Source organism: Actinomyces sp. ZJ308 (assembly GCF_011752065.1).
Taxonomy (GTDB): domain Bacteria; phylum Actinomycetota; class Actinomycetes; order Actinomycetales; family Actinomycetaceae; genus Actinomyces.
In genome coordinates, this window is the sequence record NZ_JAAIJY010000017.1 from 39,729 (window position 1) to 60,809 (window position 21,081).

The 21,081-nt window shown below is 67.2% G+C and carries 29 protein-coding genes; all 29 read right to left on the reverse strand.

What is annotated here, in order from left to right; translation table 11 throughout:
- Positions 1-82 precede the first annotated feature (82 nt).
- On the reverse strand, positions 83-670 hold the full coding sequence (locus tag HCR68_RS08520) for an adenylate kinase (RefSeq protein ID WP_208320542.1): 588 nt from the start codon (positions 668-670) through the stop codon (positions 83-85).
- Positions 667-1,959, reverse strand: coding sequence for a preprotein translocase subunit SecY (gene secY, locus HCR68_RS08525; protein WP_167148584.1), 1,293 nt, complete (start codon positions 1,957-1,959; stop codon positions 667-669). The genes HCR68_RS08520 and secY overlap by 4 nt, the downstream gene beginning before the upstream one ends.
- A gap of 365 nt (positions 1,960-2,324) precedes the next feature.
- Entirely contained in the window at positions 2,325-2,801 is a 477-nt protein-coding gene (gene rplO / locus HCR68_RS08530; RefSeq protein ID WP_167148586.1) for a 50S ribosomal protein L15, read from the reverse strand.
- Between the two features lies 1 nt (position 2,802).
- Complete coding sequence (gene rpmD / locus HCR68_RS08535; protein WP_009403599.1) at positions 2,803-3,009, reverse strand: 50S ribosomal protein L30; 207 nt, start codon at positions 3,007-3,009, stop codon at positions 2,803-2,805.
- A complete protein-coding gene (gene rpsE / locus HCR68_RS08540) occupies positions 3,009-3,716 on the reverse strand; it encodes a 30S ribosomal protein S5 (RefSeq protein ID WP_167148588.1) in 708 nt (235 codons plus the stop codon). The genes rpmD and rpsE overlap by 1 nt, the downstream gene beginning before the upstream one ends.
- Positions 3,717-3,750: 34 nt before the next feature.
- Positions 3,751-4,131 carry a 50S ribosomal protein L18 gene (gene rplR / locus HCR68_RS08545; RefSeq protein ID WP_003789309.1) on the reverse strand — a complete coding sequence of 127 codons (381 nt, stop codon included), beginning with the start codon at positions 4,129-4,131 and terminating at the stop codon, positions 3,751-3,753.
- Positions 4,132-4,133: 2 nt separating this feature from the next.
- A complete protein-coding gene (gene rplF / locus HCR68_RS08550) occupies positions 4,134-4,673 on the reverse strand; it encodes a 50S ribosomal protein L6 (RefSeq protein WP_167148590.1) in 540 nt (179 codons plus the stop codon).
- A gap of 21 nt (positions 4,674-4,694) precedes the next feature.
- Positions 4,695-5,093 carry a 30S ribosomal protein S8 gene (gene rpsH / locus HCR68_RS08555; protein WP_126415193.1) on the reverse strand — a complete coding sequence of 133 codons (399 nt, stop codon included), beginning with the start codon at positions 5,091-5,093 and terminating at the stop codon, positions 4,695-4,697.
- Between the two features lie 58 nt (positions 5,094-5,151).
- Positions 5,152-5,337, reverse strand: a complete 186-nt coding sequence (locus HCR68_RS08560) for a type Z 30S ribosomal protein S14 (RefSeq protein ID WP_003781856.1) — start codon at positions 5,335-5,337, stop codon at positions 5,152-5,154.
- A gap of 1 nt (position 5,338) precedes the next feature.
- On the reverse strand, positions 5,339-5,896 hold the full coding sequence (gene rplE / locus HCR68_RS08565; RefSeq protein ID WP_126415192.1) for a 50S ribosomal protein L5: 558 nt from the start codon (positions 5,894-5,896) through the stop codon (positions 5,339-5,341).
- A 2-nt stretch (positions 5,897-5,898) separates the two neighbouring features.
- Complete coding sequence (rplX, locus tag HCR68_RS08570) at positions 5,899-6,243, reverse strand: 50S ribosomal protein L24 (RefSeq protein ID WP_167148592.1); 345 nt, start codon at positions 6,241-6,243, stop codon at positions 5,899-5,901.
- A 2-nt stretch (positions 6,244-6,245) separates the two neighbouring features.
- Positions 6,246-6,614, reverse strand: coding sequence for a 50S ribosomal protein L14 (gene rplN / locus HCR68_RS08575; RefSeq protein WP_003781898.1), 369 nt, complete (start codon positions 6,612-6,614; stop codon positions 6,246-6,248).
- A gap of 402 nt (positions 6,615-7,016) precedes the next feature.
- Positions 7,017-7,310 (reverse strand): 30S ribosomal protein S17, encoded by a 294-nt coding sequence (rpsQ, locus tag HCR68_RS08580; protein WP_101586518.1) that lies wholly within the window; start codon positions 7,308-7,310, stop codon positions 7,017-7,019.
- Positions 7,307-7,552: a 50S ribosomal protein L29 gene (rpmC, locus tag HCR68_RS08585; protein ID WP_009233261.1), complete on the reverse strand. Its 246-nt coding sequence runs from the start codon at positions 7,550-7,552 to the stop codon at positions 7,307-7,309. The genes rpsQ and rpmC overlap by 4 nt, the downstream gene beginning before the upstream one ends.
- Complete coding sequence (rplP, locus tag HCR68_RS08590) at positions 7,552-7,971, reverse strand: 50S ribosomal protein L16 (protein ID WP_003781881.1); 420 nt, start codon at positions 7,969-7,971, stop codon at positions 7,552-7,554. Before rplP ends, rpmC begins: the two co-directional genes overlap by 1 nt.
- A 3-nt stretch (positions 7,972-7,974) precedes the next feature.
- Complete coding sequence (gene rpsC / locus HCR68_RS08595) at positions 7,975-8,796, reverse strand: 30S ribosomal protein S3 (RefSeq protein ID WP_003789299.1); 822 nt, start codon at positions 8,794-8,796, stop codon at positions 7,975-7,977.
- A complete protein-coding gene (rplV, locus tag HCR68_RS08600) occupies positions 8,796-9,173 on the reverse strand; it encodes a 50S ribosomal protein L22 (protein WP_003789298.1) in 378 nt (125 codons plus the stop codon). The genes rpsC and rplV overlap by 1 nt, the downstream gene beginning before the upstream one ends.
- A 31-nt stretch (positions 9,174-9,204) precedes the next feature.
- The gene (rpsS, locus tag HCR68_RS08605) at positions 9,205-9,483 is read right to left on the reverse strand and encodes a 30S ribosomal protein S19 (RefSeq protein WP_009397490.1); all 279 of its coding nucleotides are present in this window, start codon (positions 9,481-9,483) and stop codon (positions 9,205-9,207) included.
- A gap of 14 nt (positions 9,484-9,497) precedes the next feature.
- Entirely contained in the window at positions 9,498-10,334 is an 837-nt protein-coding gene (gene rplB / locus HCR68_RS08610; RefSeq protein WP_167148594.1) for a 50S ribosomal protein L2, read from the reverse strand.
- 26 nt (positions 10,335-10,360) lie between these two features.
- Complete coding sequence (gene rplW, locus HCR68_RS08615; protein WP_167148596.1) at positions 10,361-10,663, reverse strand: 50S ribosomal protein L23; 303 nt, start codon at positions 10,661-10,663, stop codon at positions 10,361-10,363.
- Positions 10,660-11,304: a 50S ribosomal protein L4 gene (rplD, locus tag HCR68_RS08620; RefSeq protein ID WP_003789296.1), complete on the reverse strand. Its 645-nt coding sequence runs from the start codon at positions 11,302-11,304 to the stop codon at positions 10,660-10,662. Before rplD ends, rplW begins: the two co-directional genes overlap by 4 nt.
- Positions 11,305-11,308: 4 nt before the next feature.
- Positions 11,309-11,977 (reverse strand): 50S ribosomal protein L3, encoded by a 669-nt coding sequence (gene rplC, locus HCR68_RS08625; protein WP_167148598.1) that lies wholly within the window; start codon positions 11,975-11,977, stop codon positions 11,309-11,311.
- An 8-nt stretch (positions 11,978-11,985) separates the two neighbouring features.
- On the reverse strand, positions 11,986-12,294 hold the full coding sequence (rpsJ, locus tag HCR68_RS08630) for a 30S ribosomal protein S10 (RefSeq protein WP_003786051.1): 309 nt from the start codon (positions 12,292-12,294) through the stop codon (positions 11,986-11,988).
- 256 nt (positions 12,295-12,550) lie between these two features.
- Positions 12,551-13,789: a class C sortase gene (locus HCR68_RS08635; protein ID WP_167148600.1), complete on the reverse strand. Its 1,239-nt coding sequence runs from the start codon at positions 13,787-13,789 to the stop codon at positions 12,551-12,553.
- Positions 13,790-14,023: 234 nt separating this feature from the next.
- A complete protein-coding gene (locus tag HCR68_RS08640; protein ID WP_167148602.1) occupies positions 14,024-15,715 on the reverse strand; it encodes a SpaH/EbpB family LPXTG-anchored major pilin in 1,692 nt (563 codons plus the stop codon).
- 518 nt (positions 15,716-16,233) lie between these two features.
- Entirely contained in the window at positions 16,234-17,424 is a 1,191-nt protein-coding gene (gene tuf / locus HCR68_RS08645; protein WP_167148604.1) for an elongation factor Tu, read from the reverse strand.
- Positions 17,425-17,622: 198 nt separating this feature from the next.
- Positions 17,623-19,764 (reverse strand): elongation factor G, encoded by a 2,142-nt coding sequence (gene fusA / locus HCR68_RS08650; protein WP_167148606.1) that lies wholly within the window; start codon positions 19,762-19,764, stop codon positions 17,623-17,625.
- Positions 19,765-19,809: 45 nt separating this feature from the next.
- Positions 19,810-20,280, reverse strand: a complete 471-nt coding sequence (gene rpsG, locus HCR68_RS08655) for a 30S ribosomal protein S7 (RefSeq protein ID WP_003786052.1) — start codon at positions 20,278-20,280, stop codon at positions 19,810-19,812.
- Complete coding sequence (gene rpsL / locus HCR68_RS08660; protein ID WP_003786082.1) at positions 20,280-20,654, reverse strand: 30S ribosomal protein S12; 375 nt, start codon at positions 20,652-20,654, stop codon at positions 20,280-20,282. Before rpsL ends, rpsG begins: the two co-directional genes overlap by 1 nt.
- Positions 20,655-21,081: the final 427 nt, after the last annotated feature.

Here is a 21,081-nt window from a genome sequence, read left to right on the forward strand (position 1 = left end):
TTCCGAGGGGCGCCGGGACGGGCCGGAGCACACGGAGGCGGGCCGTCCGCGTGAGCAGACGACCCGCCGGTGGGGCCGGGTCTCAGGAGCCGGTGATGCCGCGGGCGGCGAGGGCCTCCATGATGCGGCCGGTGACGGCGTCGATCTCGCCCATGCCGTCGACCTGGACGAGCAGGCCGCGCTCGGCGTAGATGCCGGCCAGTGGCGCGGTGGACTCGGCGTAGACCTCGAGGCGACGGCGGATGACGGGCTCGGTGTCGTCGGCGCGCCCCTGCTCGCCGGCCCGCTTGAGCAGGCGGGCGATGACGGCCTCGGCGTCGGCGGTGATCTCGACGACGACGTCAAGGGCCAGGTCCGAGTCCTTCAGCATGGAGTCGAGCTCGCCGACCTGCGCGGTGGTGCGCGGGTAGCCGTCCAGGAGGAAGCCGGCCCTGCAGTCGGCCTGGGCGATGCGGTCGGCGACCATGGCGTTGGTGATGGAGTCGGGCACGTACTCGCCCTTGTCCATGTAGGCCTTGGCCCGGGTGCCGAGCTCGGTGGCGCCGGCGACGTTGGCGCGGAAGATGTCTCCGGTGGAGATGGCCGGGATGCCGAGGCGCTCGGCGATCCGAGCGGCCTGGGTGCCCTTGCCCGCTCCGGGGGGACCGAGAAGAACCATGCGTGCGCTCATGACAGGAACCCTTCGTAGTGGCGCTGCTGCAGCTGGGAGTTGACTTCCTTGACCGTCTGGAGACCCACGCCCACCATGATGAGGATGGTGGTTCCGCCGAAGGGCAGGTGCTGGGACAGGTCCAGCCAGATCACGGCAAGCGTCGGGATGAGGGCGAGGACCACCAGGTAGATGGAGCCCGCCGCCGTGATGCGGTTGATGACGTAGGACAGGTAGCGCACGGTGGGCTCACCGGCGCGGATGCCCGGTATGAATCCGCCGTAGCGCTTCATGTTGTCCGCGATCTCCTCGGCGTCGAAGGTGATGGCCGTGTAGAAGAAGGCGAAGAACAGGATGAGGATGCCGTAGGCGGTCAGGTAGATCGGGTGGGTCTGCTGCAGGTGGGTCATGATCCACTGCACCCACTTGCTCGTGGGGGTGCCGAAGCCGGCGATGAGCTGGGGCATGGCCAGGATCGAGGAGGCGAAGATGACGGGGATGACGCCGGCGGTGTTGATCTTGACCGGGATGTAGGTGGTCGAGCCGCCGTACTGACGGCGCCCGATCATCCGCTTGGCGTACTGCACGGGGATGCGCCGCTGGGCCTGCTCGATGTAGACGACGGCGAGGGTGGCCACCAGGACGACGCCCACGACGATGAGGAACTTGGCCGCACCGTTGTTGCCGCCGGCGATGGAGAACATGTTGGAGGGGAACTGGGCCACGATGGAGGTGAAGATCAGCAGCGACATGCCGTTGCCGATGCCGCGCTCGGTGATGAGCTCGCCCAGCCACATGATGAGGCCGGTGCCGGCGGTCATGGTGATGATCATGAGCAGCATGGTGATGACCGAGCCACCGGGGATGATCTCGGCGGTGCAGCCGGGGAAGAGACGCCCGCTGTTGGCGGTGGCCACGATGGTGCTGGACTGGAGCAGCCCCAGTCCGATGGTGAGGTATCGGGTGTACTCGGTGAGCTTGGCGGTACCCGCCTGCCCCTCCTTGTGGAGCTCCTCGAAACGGGGGATGACCACCCGCAGGAGCTGGATGATGATGGAGGCGGTGATGTAGGGCATGATGCCCAGAGCGAAGACGCTCAGCTGCAGCAGCGCACCACCGGAGAAGACGTTGACGAGGCTGAGCAGGCCCTGGTCCTGGGTCTGACCGATACAGGTCTTGACGTTGGCCAGATTGACGCCTGGGGCCGGCAGGATCGACCCGAGCCGGAACAGGGCCATGATGCCGAGGGTAAAGAGCAGCTTCGCCCTGAGGTCTGGCGTTCTGAACGCCTGGGTGAACGCGCTGAGCACTCGATCTCCTGTGGACTCGGGGTTGGGTTCGGTCTTGCACGCAGCAAGGCGGAGCGCAGGGGAGCTGCGCCCGGTCCAGACTACCCCGCCGAGGTCTCGACCTGGGCGCTGAGACGGCCTTGCAACGCCGATGAGGTGCGGGTTTTGTCACGTCTCGTCCCGGCTATGCGTCGTCGGGTGATCCAGCGCACCTCGCCGTCAGCCGGTGCCACCGGTCACTGTCCACCGGTCGGCGGGCCGGGATGCTCGACGTCGGAGCACGACGGACCCCGGCGGCCCAGGTCTCCCTGGACAGCCGGGGTCCGTGGCTGCTCATCAGCGCGGTTTCTTTGCGGAGCTCACTCCCCCGCCGAGAGACCGGGCGTTCAGCGTGCGGCGATGGTGCCGCCGGCGGCCTCGATCTTCTCCTTGGCGGAGCCGGACCAGGCGTCGGCCGTGAGCGTCAGGGCCACGGTGACGTCGCCGCCGCCGAGAACCTTGACGAGCTGGTTCTTGCGAACCGCGCCCTTGGCGACGAGGTCCTCCACGGTCACCGTGCCGCCCTCGGGGAACAGCTCGGCGATGCGGCCGACGTTCACGGGCTGGTACTCGACACGGTTGGGGTTGCGGAAGCCGCGCAGCTTGGGGAGCCGCATGTGCAGCGGCATCTGGCCACCCTCGAAACCAGGACGGACCTGGTAACGCGCCTTGGTGCCCTTGGTACCGCGACCGGCGGTCTTGCCCTTGGACGCCTCACCACGACCCACGCGGGTCTTGGCCTTCTTGGCGCCGGGGGCGGGACGCAGGTGGTGCAGCTTGACGACGCGCACCTTCTCCTCCTGCGTGTTCTCGGTGTCAGCCATCTCAGACCTCCTCAACGGTGACCAGGTGGTGCACCGTGGCAATCAGGCCGCGCACGCTGGGGGTGTCCTCGCGCACGACGGACTGGCGGATCTTGCGCAGGCCCAGGGTCTTGAGGGACTCGCGCTGGCGGTGGGTGCCCCCGATGCCAGAGCGAATCTGAGTGACCTTGAGCTGCTTGGTCATCTGCTTCGATGCGGACTCAGCCATCACGCACCCACTCCTTCAGCGGCCTTCTCGGCCTCCTGCTTCTCGGCCTGGGCGCGCTTGTCGGCCTCGCCCTCGGCACGGGCCCGCAGCATGGACTGCGGGGCGACGTCCTCCAGGGGCAGGCCTCGGCGGGCCGCGACGACCTCGGGCTGCTCAAGCTGCTTGAGGGCGTCCACCGTGGCGTGCACGATGTTGATCGCGTTGGAGGAGCCCAGCGACTTGGACAGGATGTCGTGGACACCGGCGCAGTCCAGCACGGCGCGCACCGGACCACCGGCGATAACACCGGTACCGGGGGAGGCCGGGCGCAGGAGGACGACTCCGGCGGAGTCCTCGCCCTGGACCAGGTGCGGGATGGTGCGGCGGATCATCGGGACGTGGAAGAAGTTCTTCTTCGCGATCTCGACGGCCTTGGCGATGGCGGCGGGAACTTCCTTCGCCTTGCCGTAGCCCACGCCGACGGTGCCCTCACCGTCACCGACGACCACGAGGGCCGTGAAGGTGAAGCGGCGGCCGCCCTTGACGACCTTGGACACGCGGTTAATGGCGACGACGCGCTCGATGTACTTGTCGTCGTTGCCGCGACCACGGTCGCGGCGGTCGTTGTTGCGGTCGCGGCGGCCGCGGCCCTCGCCCCGGCGCTCGTCGTTCTCGCGCTGGGCCGAGCCGTCGGACGACGCGGACCTGTCTCGCTGCGGTGCAGCCATCAGATGTTCCTCTGCTTTCTCGTCGTCTTAGTGCTCACAGCTTCAGGCCGCCCTCGCGGGCGCCCTCGGCGACGGCCGCGACACGGCCGTGGTACTTGTTGCCGCCGCGGTCGAACACGACTGCCTCAATGCCCAGCGCCTTGGCACGCTCGGCGATGAGCTCGCCGACCTTGTGGGCGGCGCCCACCTTGTGGCCCTCGACGCCCTTGGCGGCCTCCTCCAGGGTGGAGGCGGCGCACAGGGTGTGGCCGATGGTGTCGTCGACGACCTGGGCCACCATGTGGCGGTTGGACCGGGTGACCACCAGGCGGGGACGCTCGGGGGTGCCGGAGATGTGCTTGCGCACGCGCTGGTGGCGGATCTTGCGGGCGATGGCGCGGGGGTTGCCCTTGCCCCTCTTGATCGAGTAAGCCATGGTCACTTACCAGCCTTTCCGACCTTGCGGCGCACGTTCTCGCCGGCGTAGCGCACGCCCTTGCCCTTGTAGGGCTCCGGCGGGCGGATCTTGCGAATGTTCGCCGCGACCTCGCCGACCTGCTCCTTGGAGATACCGGAGACGGTGATCTTCAGGTTGCCGTCGACCGTGAAGGTGATGCCCTCGGGGGGCTCGACGGTCACGGTGTGGGAGAAGCCGAGGGAGAGCTCGATGCCCTGGCCCTTGGCCGCAACGCGGTAACCGGTGCCGACGATCTCGAGCTGCTTGGAGTAGCCCTCGGTGACGCCGACCACCATGTTGTTGATAAGGGTGCGCGACAGTCCGTGCAGCGAGCGCGAGCGGCGCTCGTCGTCGGGACTCGTGACCAGGATGGAGCCGTCCTCCTGGCGAGTGACGCTCAGGGGCTCGCTGATCGTGCGGGACAGGGTGCCCTTGGGGCCCTTGACCGTCACGTCCTGGCCTTCGATGGTGACGTCCACTCCGGCGGGAACCGGAACGGGGAGCCGTCCGATACGAGACATGGTTTTCCTCCGTTCCTTCTCTTACCAGACGTAGGCGAGGACTTCGCCGCCCACGCCTCGCGACTCGGCCTGCCTGTCGGTCAGGAGGCCGGAGGAGGTGGACAGGATCGCCACTCCCAGGCCGCCGAGGACCTTGGGCAGGTTGGTGGACTTGGCGTAGACGCGCAGGCCGGGCTTGGAGATCCGGCGCAGGCCCTGGATGGCCCGCTGGCGGTTGGCTCCGTACTTGAGGCTCAGCGTGAGCGTCTTGCCGACCTCCGCGTCCGTGACCTCGTAGCCGGCGATGTAGCCCTCGGACTTGAGCATCTCAGCGATGTTCACCTTGAGCTTGCTCGACGGCATCGACACGGTGTCGTGGTAGGCGCTGTTTGCGTTGCGCAGACGGGTCAGCATGTCTGCGATGGGGTCTGTCATTGTCATGAGTGGGCCTTGGCCCTTCCTCGTCGTGGTTTCCTTACCGGACCTGCGACGTAAGTTCTTACCAGCTGGACTTGCTCACGCCCGGGAGCTCGCCGCGAAGGGCCATCTCACGCAGGCAGATACGGCACAGGCCGAACTTGCGGTACACCGAGTGCGGGCGGCCGCAGCGCTGGCAGCGCGTGTAGGCACGGACACCGAACTTGGGCTTGCGGTTCGCCTTCTCAATCAGAGCGGTCTTCGCCATGTCACTTCTCCTTGAAGGGGAAGCCGAGCTGCTTGAGCAGCGAGCGGGCCTCCTCGTCGGTCTTGGCCGTGGTCACCACGGTGATGTCCATGCCGCGGACGCGGTCGATCTGGTCCTGGTCGATCTCGTGGAAGACGGCCTGCTCGGTCAGACCGAAGGTGTAGTTGCCGTTCCCGTCGAACTGCTTGGGGCTGAGCCCGCGGAAGTCGCGGATGCGGGGCAGGGAGATCGACACCAGGCGGTCCAGGAACTCCCACATGCGGTCACCGCGCAGCGTGGAGTGCGCGCCGATCGGCATGCCCTCACGCAGCTTGAACTGCGCGATGGACTTGCGGGCCCGGGTGACCTGGGGCTTCTGACCCGTGATGGCGGCGAGGTCGCGCACGGCGCCCTCGATCATCTTGGAGTCGTGGGCGGCCTCGCCCACACCCATGTTGACGACGACCTTGACGACGCGCCCGACCTCCATCACGTTGTCGTGGTGGAACTCCTTGAGCAGGGCGGGGCGCACCTCCTCGGTGTACTTCGTCTTGAGACGGGGGGTGGTCTTGTCAGCCATGGTCACAGGTCCTCCCCGCTCTTCTTGGCGTAGCGCACGCGGACGGTGCGCTTGCGGCCGTTGGGACGCACGCCCTCCTCGACGCGGAAGCCCACGCGGGTGCGCTTCTTGGTCTTGGGGTCGACGAGCATGACGTTGGAGGCGTGGATGGGCGCCTCAACGGTCTCGATGCCGCCGGTGCGGGCGCCCTGCTGGGACTGCCCCACCTTGGTGTGCTTGGTAACGCGCTGGACGCCCTCGACGATGACACGGTCAGTGCCCTTGAGGACCTCCAGGACGCGGCCGGTCTTGCCCTTGTCCTTACCGGCGATGACGATGACCTGGTCGCCCTTCTTGATGCGTGCCATGTTCAGATCACCTCCGGGGCGAGCGAGACGATGCGCATGAACTTCTTCTCGCGAAGCTCACGGCCGACGGGGCCGAAGATGCGCGTACCGCGCGGCTCTCCGTCGTTCTTGAGGATGACGGCGGCGTTCTCGTCGAAGCGGATGTATGAGCCGTCGGGACGACGACGCTCCTTGCGGGCACGCACGACGACGGCCTTGACGACCTCGCCCTTCTTCACGTTGCCGCCGGGAATGGCGTCCTTGACGGTGGCGACGATCGTGTCGCCGATACCCGCATAGCGCCGACCCGATCCACCGAGAACACGGATGCAAAGGATCTCCTTGGCACCGGTGTTGTCGGCGACCTTCAGTCGCGACTCCTGCTGGATCATTGAGTGTTCTCCTGTCGTCGAGCCGGTTCTCAGGAAGCTCCCGAGCCTGGCCGAACGTTCTTCTGGTCTTGCGCACGTCTCCCCCGGCCGCAGGCCGCACGAGGCCGACCCAGGGATGGGGGATGTCCGCGGTACGCTCTCCCGGCAGACACAGGCGCAGAATGCACGAGGTCTCTGCCGGGCGCACCGAGGGCGCGCGCAACTCCATTAGCCTAGTCCAGCCGCCGCATCAAGCGGTACCTGAGACCACCACCCCGCCCTGTGCCTTTGCTCACCGGCTTTTCCCGGTCTCCCGGCTCATTCATCGAGCCCCGGGAGCACGACGACGCCGCAGCCTCCCGGGTGGGATGCTGCGGCGTCGGGGGCCGTTTCGACGTCGTCGAGCCGGCGTTCAGCCGAGGGTCACTTGGCGCGCTCGAGGATCTCCAGGAGGCGGAAGTGCTTGGTGGCGCTCAGCGGGCGGGTCTCCATGATGGAGACGAGATCGCCGACGCCGGCCTCGTTGTTCTCGTCGTGGACCTTGACCTTCTTGGAGCGACGGAGAACCTTGCCGTACAGGGAGTGCTTGTAGCGCTCCTCGACGAGGACGACCACCGTCTTGTCCATCTTGTCGGAGACGACGTAGCCGCGACGCACCTTGCGCTGGGGGCGCTCGGTGGCCTGCTCGACGTTCTCAGTGCTGGTCTGCTCGCTCACTTGGACTCCTCCGTGCTCGGGGCGGTGCGAATACCGAGCTCACGCTCGCGCACGATCGTGTAGATACGGGCGATGTCGCGACGCACAGCCTTGAGACGTCCGTGGTCCTCGAGCTGGCCGGTCGCCGAGGCGAACCGGAGGTTGAACAGCTCGGCCTTGGCCTTGGAGAGCTCCTCGGCGAGGCGCTCGTTGTCCATGCCGTCGAGGTCGGCGGGGGTCAGGCCCTTGGAACCGATTGCCATCAGACGTCACCACCCTCACGAGTCACGAAACGGGTCTTCATCGGAAGCTTGTGCTGTGCGCGGCGCATGGCCTCGCGGGCGAGGGCCTCGTCGACACCGCCGAGCTCGAACAGGATGCGTCCGGGCTTGACGTTGGCGATCCACCACTCGGGTGCACCCTTACCGGAACCCATACGGGTCTCGGCGGGCTTCTTGGTCAGGGGGCGGTCCGGGAAGATGTTGATCCACACCTTGCCGCCACGCTTGATGTGGCGGGTCATGGCGATACGGGCCGCCTCGATCTGGCGGTTGGTGATGTAGGCGGGCTCGAGAGCCTGGATGCCGTACTCACCGAAGGCGATCTGGTTGCCGCCCTTGGAAAGGCCCGTGCGGTGCGGGCGGTGCTGCTTGCGGAACTTGGTCCGGCGGGGAATGAGCACGGCTCAGGCCTCCGTTCCCTGGTCTGCGGCAGCGGTCTCGGCGGCCGGCGTCTGCTCGGCGGCCTGCTGCTGCTCGGTGTTCTGACGCGAACCGCGCTCACCGCGGTCGCCACGACGGCCGCCGCGGCGCTCGCCCCGGCCCCGGCCACGGGAGCCGGACTCGGCCTGCTGGCGGGCGAACTCACGCTCGGTGATGTCGCCCTTGTAGATCCACACCTTGACGCCGAGGCGGCCGAAGGTGGTCTTGGCCTCGTAGAAGCCGTAGTCGATGTTCGCGCGCAGGGTGTGCAGCGGCACGCGCCCCTCGCGGTAGAACTCGCTGCGGCTCATCTCGGCGCCGCCCAGGCGGCCGGAGCACTGCACCCGGATGCCCTTGGCACCGGCGCGCATCGCGGACTGCATGCCCTTGCGCATCGCGCGACGGAAGGACACGCGGGAGGCGAGCTGCTCGGCGATGCCCTGGGCGACCAGCTGGGCGTCCAGGTCGGGGCTCTTGACCTCGAGGATGTTGAGCTGGACCTGCTTGCCGGTCAGCTTCTCGAGCTGACCGCGCAGGCGCTCGGCCTCGGCCCCGCGCCGACCGATGACGATGCCGGGACGGGCGGTGTGCAGGTCGACGCGCACGCGGTCACGGGTGCGCTCGATGTCGACCTTGGAGATACCGGCCCGCTCCATGCCGTCCTCCATGAGGCGGCGGATCTTGACATCCTCCTCCACGAAGTCGCGGTAGCGCTGACCGGGCTTGGTGGAGTCGGCGAACCAGCGCGAGCGGTGGTCCGTGGTGATGCCCAGGCGGAACCCGGTCGGGTTGACCTTCTGCCCCATTACCGGGCTCCTTCCTTCGTTGCGGCGTCGGACTTGTCCCCGACGATGACGGTGATGTGGCTGGTGCGCTTGAGGATCCTGCTGGCCCGGCCCTGTGCCCGGGGACGGAACCGCTTCAGGGTGGGACCCTCGTCGGCGAACGCCTCGATGATGAACAGGTCGTTCTCGTCGAAACGCTCACCGTCACGCTCAGCCTTGAACCGGGCGTTGGCGATTGCGGACTCGAGGACCTTGCGCACCGGCACCGCAGCGGCCTGCGGGGCGAATCGGAGCACGTTGACGGCCTCGACGGCGCGCTTGCCGCGGACGACGTCCACGACCCGACGCGCCTTCATCGGCGTGCAGCGCACGTACTTGGCCTGCGCCTTGGCTTCCATGTTCTCTGCCTCTCAAACTTTCCGACGTCCGTCAGCGACGCGACTTGCGGTCGTCCTTGACGTGCCCGCGGAAGGTGCGGGTCGGAGCGAACTCACCGAGCTTGTGGCCCACCATGGACTCGGTAACGAAGACCGGCACGTGCTTGCGACCGTCGTGGACGGCGAAGGTGTGCCCCAGGAAGTCCGGCGTGATGACCGAACGGCGGGACCAGGTCTTAATGACGTTCTTGGTGCCCTTCTCGTTCTGAGCGTCCACCTTCTTGATGAGGTGGTCGTCGACGAAGGGACCCTTCTTCAGACTACGCGGCATGATTCAGGCTCCTATCAGCGCTTCTTGCCGGTCCGACGACGACGCACGATGAGGCGGTCGCTGGACTTGTTGGGACGACGGGTGCGGCCCTCGGGCTTGCCCCACGGCGAGACGGGGTGACGACCACCGGAGGTCTTGCCCTCACCACCACCGTGCGGGTGGTCCACCGGGTTCATGACGACACCGCGGACGGTCGGGCGCACGCCCTTCCAGCGCATGCGGCCGGCCTTGCCCCAGTTGATGTTGGACTGCTCGGCGTTGCCGACCTCGCCGATGGTGGCGCGGCAGGCGGCCTCCACGTTGCGGATCTCCCCGGAGGGCATGCGCAGCTGCGCGTACTTGCCCTCCTTGGCGACCAGCTGGACGGAGGTGCCGGCGCTGCGGGCGATCTTGGCTCCGCCACCGGGACGCAGCTCGACCGCGTGGACGACCGTACCGGTGGGGATGTGACGCAGCTGGAGGTTGTTGCCGGGCTTGATGTCGGCGTTGGGGCCGGCCTCGACGACGTCGCCCTGACGGAGCTTGTTCGGGGCGATGATGTAGCGCTTCTCGCCGTCCACGTAGTGCAGCAGGGCGATGCGCGCGGTGCGGTTGGGGTCGTACTCGATGTGAGCGACCTTGGCGGGCACGCCGTCCTTGTCGTGGCGACGGAAGTCGATGAGACGGTAGGCGCGCTTGTGGCCACCGCCCTTGTGGCGGGTGGTGATGCGGCCGGAGGAGTTGCGTCCACCGGACTTGCTCAGCGGGCGCACCAGCGACTTCTCGGGCGTGCTGCGCGTGATCTCCACGAAGTCGGCCACGGAGGCGCCGCGACGACCCGGGGTCGTGGGCTTGTACTTACGGATTCCCATATCGGTCCTTTACCTTCCGTGGCGCACTAGGCCACATCACCGAAGATGTCGATGGTCCCCTCGCGCAGGGTGACGATCGCACGGCGGGTGTCCTTGGACTTGCCGATCCCGGTGCGGGTGCGGTGCGTCTTGCCCTTGCGGTTGATGGTGTTCACCGAGGAGACCCTGACGTTGAAGATGGCCTCGACGGCCTGCTTGATCTCGGTCTTGTTGGATCCTGGCGCCACGATGAACGTGTACTGGCCACGGTCCATGCAGGCGTAGGACTTCTCGGAGACCACCGGCGCGATGATGACGTCGCGGGGGTTCTTGGACTTCTCGAGGCTCACTTGGACTCCTCCTCACCCTTGCCCAGGAACGCATCCAGGCCAGAGGCCGTGAAGACGACGTCGTCGGACTTGAGGACGTCGTAGGTGTTGAGCTGGTCGGCCCACAGGACGTGCGCCTCGGGGGCGTTGCGCAGGCTGAGCCTGGACAGGTCGTCCTGACGGTCCACGATCACCAGGGCCTTGCGGTCGGTGAGGTTGCGCAGCGCGACCAGGGCGTTCTTGGTGGAGGGCACCGTGGTGGTGACGAACTCGGTGATGACGTGGACGCGGCCGTTGCGGGCGCGGTCGGACAGGGCGCTGCGCAGGGCGGCGGCCTTCATCTTCTTGGGGGTCCGCTGGCTGTAGTCGCGCGGCTGGGGACCGTGGACGGTACCGCCGCCGACGAACTGCGGAGCGCGGGTCGAGCCCTGGCGGGCGCGGCCAGTGCCCTTCTGGCGGTAGGGCTTGCGGCCACCGCCGCGGACGTCGCCGCGGGTCTTGGTGGCGTGGGTACCCTGACGGGCCGCGGCCAGCTGGCCGACGACCACCTGGTGCATGAGCGGGATGTTGAGGGGGGCGTCGAAGACCTCGGCGGGCAGCTCGACGCTGCCGGTCTTCTTGCCCGCGGAGTCGACGACGTCGACGGTGAGTGCCTCAGTCATGGTCTCAGGCTCCCTTCACGGCGGTGCGGACGACGACGACCGAGCCCTTGGGGCCGGGGATCGCGCCGTTGACGAGCAGAACGCCCTTGTCAACGTCGACGCCGCGGATCTTGAGGTTCTGGACGGTGCGGCGCGCGTGGCCCATGCGGCCGGCCATGCGCAGGCCCTTGAAGATGCGGCCGGGGGTGGCGCAGGCACCGATGGAGCCGGGCTTGCGGTGGTTGCGGTGAGCACCGTGGGAGGCGCCCACACCGGCGAAGCCGTGGCGCTTCATGACACCGGCGAACCCCTTGCCCTTGGAGGTCCCGGTGACGTCGACCAGCTGGCCGACCTCGAAGGTGTCGGCGGCCAGCTCCTGGCCGGGGGTGAACTCCGATGCCAGGGAGGTGCGCACCTCGGCCACGTGGCGGCGGGGCTCGACCCCGACCTTGGCGAAGTGACCGGCGAGCGGCTTGGTGACCTTCTTGGCGTCGATGTCGCCGAAGGCGAGCTGAACGGCCTCGTAGCCATCGGTCTCGATGGTGCGGACCTGGGTCACGACGTTGGTGTCGACCCGGACGACGGTCACGGGGCGCAGGACCCCGTTCTCGTCCCAGATCTGCGTCATGCCGAGCTTGGTGCCGAGCAGCGCCTTGGCAGGCGCGGCGGCAGCCGGCGTGTTAAGCGTTGTCATGGCAGTCCTCAGAGCTTGATCTCGATGTTGACGTCAGCGGGCAGGTCGAGACGCATGAGCGAGTCGACGGCCTTGGGCGTCGGGTCGACGATGTCGATCAGCCGCTTGTGCGTGCGCATCTCGAAGTGCTCGCGGCTGTCCTTGTACTTGTGCGGCGACCGGATCACGCAGAACACGTTCTTCTCGGTCGGCAGCGGCACCGGGCCCACGACCGTCGCACCAGCGCGGGTCACGACGTCGACGATCTTGCGCGCCGAGGAGTCGATGACCTCGTGGTCGTAGGACTTGAGCCGGATGCGGATCTTCTGTCCCGCCATGGCGCCTAACCTCTCTTGTACTTGCTTCTGGCCGGTCCACGCGCTCGGGCGTGTCGCTGGGCGACACACGCTGCTCCCCGGGAGGAGGGCGGCGAACCGGTCTGGACACACGGAAACCCGTTCAGGAGGAACGGGTCCGTCAGAATGGATCCCGGGTGACCCCGGGGCGGCACAGCCAGGAGCATGCGAACGCATGCCTTGGCCGGCCGGATTACGCTATCAGGGCCCGCACGGGCAGCGGAACCCGAGATGGCGCCTAGAGGCTGTGAGTCCGCCCACTGGCACCCGCGCTCGGGCGTGTCGCGGTCAGTGCCGGGATCTCGGTGGTGTCGATGAGCTCCTGATCATCTGATCTGCCTGGAGGCTCCGACAGGGATGCGATCTCCTCCAGAAGCCTCAGATTCTCCGCCTCGGAGACCTGTGGTGGGACCGGCAGGTCGGTGAACCAGCGCCGGGGCTCGACGCCGGCGTCGTCGTCCATCCAGTTGCGCATCTGCTCCTCCCAGGTCTGGGGCCGCGGCTCCTGCTCCTCACCGCGCTTGAGGGCCAGGGCGCGCTCCTTGGTCCGAGCGGCCGCGTAGCCCGAGCGCCACAGGTAGAGGCCGACGACGACGAGGCCGCCCACCAGCGCGACGATCCACCAGGGGAAGGTGGGAACCTCGGGCCGTTTGCCGGCTGCGGCGACGTCGGCGGCCGGGGTGGGGTAGATGCGCTCGCCGGTCAGCAGGATGCGGTGGGTGTTGATGCCCAGCGGCGTGCAGGTCACCAGGGTGAGCAGGTCCTTGCCGGCCTCGACGCGCAGGGCCTCGGTCTCCTCGGGCTCGACGACCTTGGTGCTGGTGACCCGGTAGGTGAGGACCTCGCCGAAGACCTCGATGATGAGGCTGTCACCGTTCTTCACCCTGTCCAGGTGGGTGAACATGGTGGCCTCGGCCAGGCCGCGGTGCCCGGTGATGACCGAGCGCGTGCCCTCTCCCCCGACCGGCAGCGAGGTGCCCTCCAGGTGGCCGAGTCCCTTGAGCAGGGTGTCGTCGGCGGTGCCGTGGTAGACGGGCAGGTCCAGGGAGATGGAGGGGATCTTGAGGCGCGCCATGAGCCCCTCATCATTGGCCTTGAGGATGGAGGCGTAGCTCAGTGAGGTGTCGGAGCTGGAACCGGCGCCGGTGGGAACATGGTTGTTGGCCTCCAGGACCGCGCCGGCGGAGAGCGCCTCGTTGTAGGCGTGCGCCTGGGCGATCTGGGTCCTGGCGTCGGGTCGGGCGTCGTCGACCTGGGCGGCGTAGTCGGCAGTCACCTTCGACTGGTTGTACTGGGAGATCCAGGAGGCCGCCGTCGGGTAGGTCAGGAGCCCCATGCCGATGACCGCCATGATCGAGGTGATGAGGGCTGAGACCGACAGGCGCCAGGCGCGGGGGCGACGGTGCTTCTGGACGCTCGAGGCGCGCGAGCGCGGGGGCCGGGCGGTGCGGGGCTTGCGTGCGGTGCGGGAGATCATGGGGCCTCGTGCGCTTCCAGGGTCGTTGTCCGGGATCAAATGGTGCGAGATCGCACTGATGGCGCGGGCGCCCGACGAACCGCGGTTGGTCGGGCGCCCGCAGCGCTGCCGTTCAGCTCATGGCCTCATGGTCGCAGTCACGGTCACAGCCTGATGAGGACGTTCGTGAGGACAGGCCTTCTCGGCGGTGTCCGTCGGCCGGGGTCCACGAGCCCCGGCCGACGGCGGTCGTCATCAGACGGCGAGCTCCGCGGTCCGCTTGCGCTCGCGGTAACGGGCCACGAGCACGGAGCCGACGGCGATCATCAGCAGGGCCGCACCGGAGGCGGTCAGGATGAGCATGCCGTTGGCACCGGTCAGGGGCAGACCGGGAACCCTCTGCTTGAAGTTGTCGATGGTGACGTTGTCCGACAGAACGGAACCGGCCTGGATCTTGACGGCGGTCATAGCGTCCTCACCCGAAGGCAGGACGAAGCCAGCCGGTGCCTTGGTCTCGACCAGGACGTAGCAGCGCTCCGTGGCACCGACCTTGTTGTCGCGTTCCGCCCCGTCGACGGAGTCGGAGACGAAGAGGCCTGTGATTGTGAAGGATCCGTCGGTGTCGGTGGTGAAGGTGGTCTTACCACCAACGGCGATCGCGTCGCCCTCCTTCTCCTTGGAGCAGGTTCCGGCGTAGGCGTCCTTGGCCTTGAAGATCTGGAACTCAGCCCCCTTGAGGCCGATACCGGCCGCACTGAGGTCGCCGTCCACCTTGCGAACCATGAGGTCGCCCCAGTTGGAGGTCACCTCGTCGGTCGTCGGCGGGTTGTTGGGGTTGGCCGGGGGGTCACTCGGCTCCGGAGGCGTGGCAGCGTAGGTGGTGTCGGAGATGAGCTGGGCGGTGTTGGTGATCGCGCCGTTACCGATCGAAGCAACGGTACCCTCGAAGATAGCCTGGACCTTCTTGCCCGGGGCCGCCTTGAGCTTGGCCAGTCCCTCCTTGGTGAAGGTCACCGTCACGGTCTGACCGTCGGTGGCCACCTTGTAGTCAGCGGCGTCGAGGGTCGCCCCGTCAAGTGTGATGTCCGTGGCGGTTGCGCCGGTGAGGCGCGTGTCCAGGACGTCCTTGAGCTGGAAGTACTTGTAGTAGGAGGTGTCATCCAGCTTCGGCAGGGTCGAGGTGACCGGGAAGCGGACCTTGGAGCCAAGGCCGTAGCCGTTGACACTCTGGTCCTGGATGCTCTTGGAGACCTCGATCTTCTCATTCTTGGGGTAGACGTGGACGTCGTAGAGCCAGTAGCTCCCTCCCTGAGCGTTGGGGTGAGGGATGGTCACAACGAAGGGCTTGGCCTTCTGAACGATGTCTCCGGGGGTCTTGGTCTCGCAGACCAGGTAGGCCTTGACCGGCATGTTGGAGATGGTGGCCACGCCATCGCCGTTGGTGTCAGGGGAAGTCATTCCCGCCTCGAAGGTGTAGCCGTCCAGCACGGGCTTGGCAGGATCGGCGCAGGCGGCGTCCGGGATGGCATCGGGGGCGGACAGAGCGCTCACCTTGTCCCAGTCGGTGGACTCCTTGAGGTTGATCCCGGCGATCGGGTAGGCGGTGAACTGCACGCCGGAGACGGGGGCGCCCTTGGCTGTCTGCAGGACGGGCGTCACTTGGAAAGGCTCGGACTCGATGATTCCCTCGGCCCGCTGCGGCCTCGTCAGAGGGTTCGGCGCAGGGATCGGGGCCTCGTCGCTGCTCGTACCGTCAGCGCGACCGATCGGTCGACCATCACCGTTGAGGTGCTTGTGGATCGTCAAGGAGCCAATCGCGTCCTCCTTGATGTTGCCGTAGTTCGGGTCCTCGGCATGGGCCGTGGGGGCCAGGCCGAGGAGGGCCAGGGTGAGGACACCGGCTGCGGCGGCAGCCCGACGCCCCAGTGTGCTGGCGTTGTGCTTCATGGGTCGGGATTTCCTCTCACTGTGCGCCGCGGGGAGATGCGAACGCGTGTCAGAAATGCGGATAGGGAGTGTGTTCTCCGGTGGACGGTTCCGTCTCGTCCGACAGCGTCACCGGCACCTCCGACGCTCCTTGCGAGAGTCGGCGGGCGGATCAGTCGAGGTTGCGGCGACGGCGCCTCCTGAGGAGTCCGGCAGTGATGGCGAGAACGGAACGGCACTGGTATCGCGCGCTGACATGCGCCTACGTCCATACACCTGGGGACAGCCGATAAACTAGCCGACGCACCGAAGAAAAACAGGCGCGGTAATTGATCTGAAATCGTCCGTTACTGCATTGCGACGCCATTCATTACGCCCGCATCACGAAACTTCGGAGGCGATGTCATTTGCATGACTATTCCCATTTCCGGTCGGCACCGTGGTCGACATCAACGGCACACGAAAAGACCTCCCCGGTCGGAACGAGTGTTCCGACCGGGGAGGTCTGGTGCTACGCGTAGGCGCGGAGCGTCAGTGGGTCACTTGATGACCTTGGTGACGCGGCCGGAGCCGACGGTGCGGCCACCCTCACGGATGGCGAAGCCGAGGCCCTCCTCCATGGCGATGGGCTGGATGAGCTGGACGGACATCTCGGTGGTGTCACCGGGCATGACCATCTCGGTGCCCTCGGGGAGGGTGATGACACCGGTGACGTCCGTGGTCCGGAAGTAGAACTGCGGACGGTAGTTCGAGTAGAAGGGGTTGTGGCGGCCGCCCTCGTCCTTGGTGAGGATGTAGACGTGGCCCTCGAACTCGGTGTGCGGGGTGATGGAGCCGGGCTTGCAGACGACCTGGCCGCGCTCGACGTCCTCGCGACGGGTGCCACGCAGGAGCAGACCGCAGTTCTCGCCGGCCCAGGCCTCGTCCATCTGCTTGTGGAACATCTCGATACCGGTGACCGTGGTCTTCTGGGCCTCACGGATACCGAGGATCTCGACCTCGGAGTTGATCGGGAGCTTGCCGCGCTCCACACGACCGGTGACGACGGTGCCGCGACCGGTGATGGTGAAGACGTCCTCGATGGGCATGAGGAAGGGCTTGTCCATGTCACGCTCGGGGGTGGGGATGTACTCGTCCACCGCGTCCATGAGCTCCTTGATCTTGCCGGCCCACTCGGCGTCGCCCTCGAGGGCCTTGAGAGCGGAGACGCGGATGACGGGAGCCTCGTCGCCGTCGTAGTCCTGGGAGGAGAGCAGCTCGCGCACCTCCATCTCGACCAGGTCGAGGAGCTCCTCGTCGTCCACCATGTCGGACTTGTTGAGGGCCACGAGGAGGGCGGGGACGCCCACCTGGCGGGCGAGCAGGACGTGCTCGCGGGTCTGGGCCATCGGGCCGTCGGTGGCGGCGACCACGAGGATCGCGCCGTCCATCTGGGCGGCACCGGTGATCATGTTCTTGATGTAGTCGGCGTGACCGGGGGCGTCGACGTGCGCGTAGTGACGCTTGTCGGTCTCGTACTCGACGTGCGCGATGTTGATGGTGATACCGCGCTGACGCTCCTCAGGAGCCTTGTCGATCTCGTCGAAGGGGGTGAAGGGGTTCAGCTCGGGGTACTCGTCGTGCAGAACCTTGGAGATCGCAGCGGTCAGCGTCGTCTTGCCGTGGTCGACGTGACCGATCGTTCCGATGTTGACGTGCGGCTTGGTCCGCTCGAACTTGGCCTTGGCCACTGGTGTCCTCCTGGGACTCGGGTAGTTCTCTTCGTCGGGATTCGACTAGCACACATGCTAGCCGTCCGGGCGTCGAGAGTCTCTACTGGTGGATGTTGGAAATCTTACTGAACTGGGTCCCGCCGGCGCGCAGGGGCGCCGCCGGGCCGGGGTCCGCCACGATTGCGTGCAGCCGCAGCGGACCCCGGTGCGCGGACGTCAGGCGCCCCTGACCTTGGCGATGATCTCGTCGGCGACGTTCTTGGGAACCTCGGCGTAGGAGTCGAAGGTCATGGAGTAGACGGCACGTCCCTGCGTCTTGGAGCGCAGGTCGCCGACGTAGCCGAACATCTCGGACAGAGGGACGTTGGCGCGGATGACCTTGACGCCGACGGCGTCCTCCATCGAGGCGATCATGCCGCGACGGGAGTTGAGGTCACCGATGACGTCGCCCATGTACTCCTCGGGAGTACGGACCTCGACGGCCATGACGGGCTCGAGGAGGACCGGCGAGGCCTTCTTGGCACCCTCCTTGAAGGCCATGGAACCGGCGATCTTGAAGGCCATCTCGGAGGAGTCGACCTCGTGGTAGGCGCCGTCGATGAGGGTGGCCTTGATGTCCACCATCGGGTAGCCGGCCAGGACACCGGTGAGCATGGCGTCCTGGACCCCGGCGTCCACGCTGGGGATGTACTCACGGGGCACGCGGCCACCGGTGACGGCGTTGGCGAACTCGTAGTGCGCCTTCTCGCCGTCGGCGGTCTCGGCAACCTCCTCGGCCACGAGGGGCTCGAAGCTCATCTGCACCTTGGCGAACTGGCCGGAGCCACCCGTCTGCTTCTTGTGGGTGTACTCGACCTTGTCCACCTTCTTGCGGATGGTCTCGCGGTAGGCGACCTGCGGGGCGCCCACGTTGGCCTCGACCTTGAACTCGCGGCGCATGCGGTCCACGAAGACGTCCAGGTGGAGCTCGCCCATACCGCCGATGACGGTCTGGCCGGTCTCCTCGTCGAGGGAGACGGTGAAGGTGGGGTCCTCCTCGGAGAGCTTCTGGATGGCCACACCCAGCTTCTCCTGGTCGCCCTTGGTCTTGGGCTCGATGGCCACGTGGATGACCGGGGCCGGGAAGGTCATGGACTCCAGGACGATCGGGGAACCCTGGGCGCACAGGGTGTCACCGGTGGTGACGTCCTTGAGGCCGATGAAGGCGTAGATGTGGCCGGCGTGGGCCTCCTCCACCGGGTTCTCCTTGTTGGAGTGCATCTGGAAGAGCTTTCCGATGCGCTCCTTCTTGCCCTTGGTGGCGTTGAGGACCATCTCGCCCTGAGCGACCTTGCCGGAGTAGACGCGCACGTAGACGAGCTTGCCGTAGAAGGGGTGGGTGGCCACCTTGAAGGCCAGGGCGGAGAAGGGGGCCTTCTCGTCGGCCGGGCGGGTGAGCACCTCCTCCTCGTTGCCGACGGCGTGGCCCTCGACATCGGGGACGTCGAGCGGGGAGGGCAGGTAGTCCAGGACGGCGTCGAGCACGGGCTGGATGCCCTTGTTCTTGAAGGCGGACCCGGCCAGGACCGGGAAGGCCTCGCCGGCCACGGTGAGCTTGCGGATGCCGGCCTTGAGCTCGGCGACGCTGAGCTCCTCACCCTCGAGGTACTTCTCCATAAGGGTATCGTCGGCCTCGGCGACCGTCTCGACCAGCTGGCCGCGCAGCTCCTCGGCCTTGGCGACGAGCTCGGAGGGGATCTCCTCGTACTCGACGACGGAACCGCGGGTGTCCTTGCCGTCGGCGTCCTTCTCGGGGAAGCGGATGGCCCGCATCTCCAGGACGTCGACGAGGCCGGAGAACTCGTTCTCGGCGCCGATCGGGAAGTTGAGGACGATCGGGGTGGCGTGGAGGCGGTCCCGGATGGTCTGGACGGAGAAGTCGAAGTCGGCGCCCAGCTTGTCCATCTTGTTGATGTAGCAGATGCGCGGGACGTTGTACTTGTCCGCCTGGCGCCACACCGTCTCGGACTGCGGCTCCACACCCTCCTTGCCGTCGAAGACCGCGACGGCGCCGTCGAGCACGCGCAGGGAGCGCTCGACCTCGACCGTGAAGTCCACGTGGCCGGGGGTGTCGATGATGTTGATCTGGTTGTTCTTCCAGAAGCAGGTGGTGGCCGCGGAGGTGATGGTGATACCGCGCTCCTGCTCCTGCTCCATCCAGTCCATCGTCGAGGCGCCGTCGTGCGTCTCGCCGATCTTGTAGTTGATGCCCGTGTAGAACAGGATGCGCTCTGTCACGGTGGTCTTACCGGCATCGATGTGGGCCATGATGCCGATGTTGCGGACCTTGGTGAGGTCTGTCAGCACGTCAAGTGCCACTTGTGGTGTCCTTCGTTCGTGTGGGGTACGGAGCTGCTACCGGCATTACCAGCGGTAGTGGGCGAAGGCCTTGTTGGACTCGGCCATGCGGTGCATGTCCTCGCGGCGCTTGACCGCGGCGCCCAGGCCGTTGGAGGCGTCGAGGATCTCGTTCATGAGGCGCTCGGTCATCGTGTTCTCGCGGCGCTGGCGGGAGAAGTCCACGAGCCAGCGCAGGGCCAGGGTGGTGGCGCGGCCGGGGCGGACCTCGACGGGCACCTGGTAGGTGGCGCCGCCCACGCGGCGGGAGCGGACCTCCAGGGCGGGACGGATGTTGTCCAGCGCGCGCTTGAGGACGGAGACCGGGTCCTGGTCCGTCTTCGAGCGGACGCCCTCCAGAGCGCCGTAGACGATGCGCTCAGCGGTGGACTTCTTGCCGTCCAGCAGGACGCGGTTGACGAGCTGGGTGACGACCGGCGAGCCGTAGACGGGGTCGACGACGAGCGGGCGCTTGGGTGCGGGACCCTTACGAGGCATTACTTCTTCTCCTTCTTGGCGCCGTACTTGGAACGTGCCTGCTGACGGCCCTTGACACCCTGGGTGTCGAGGGCGCCGCGCACGATGTGGTAGCGGACACCGGGAAGGTCCTTCACACGACCACCGCGCACGAGCACGATGGAGTGCTCCTGGAGGTTGTGGCCCTCACCGGGGATGTAGGCCGTGACCTCGATACCGGTGGACAGGCGCACACGGGCGACCTTACGAAGGGCGGAGTTCGGCTTCTTGGGGGTCGTGGTGTACACGCGGGTGCACACGCCACGGCGCTGCGGACTGGCCTTGAGCGCCGGCGTCTTGGACGCGGAGCGCTTCGTCGAGCGGCCCTTGCGGACCAGCTGCTGAATGGTAGGCACTACTCATTCTCCATGGGGACGTGTCTGTATCTGGCTGCTGCCTGCGTGCCGGGCCGCTCCCCCACCGGTGGCTCGACGGCGCACGCCACCGCGGAGAGGGCCGGCCCGCCGGGATCGGGGCACGCCCGATACGACGTCCGGAGCCCCGCAGTCAGGGGCCCGTCGGTTCCCGCCGCGGCAGACCCGCGTCACGATGTCGAGCCGGGCAGGCCGTGAGGGCCCGAGCCGGAGCCGATGTCGCTGGGAACGGAATGGAGATGCGGTGACCCGTCAGCGGGCACCGTCGGCCAGGCTACCCGTTTGGCACAGGAGTGCGCCAGGGAGGGCGGAGCAGTGAGGGCGTGGTGCTGGACACGCCCACATCCGTGCCCGCGACGCGGAACCTGCGGGGAAAGAATGATGGACAATCATCGCGGCCTCGGCTCCT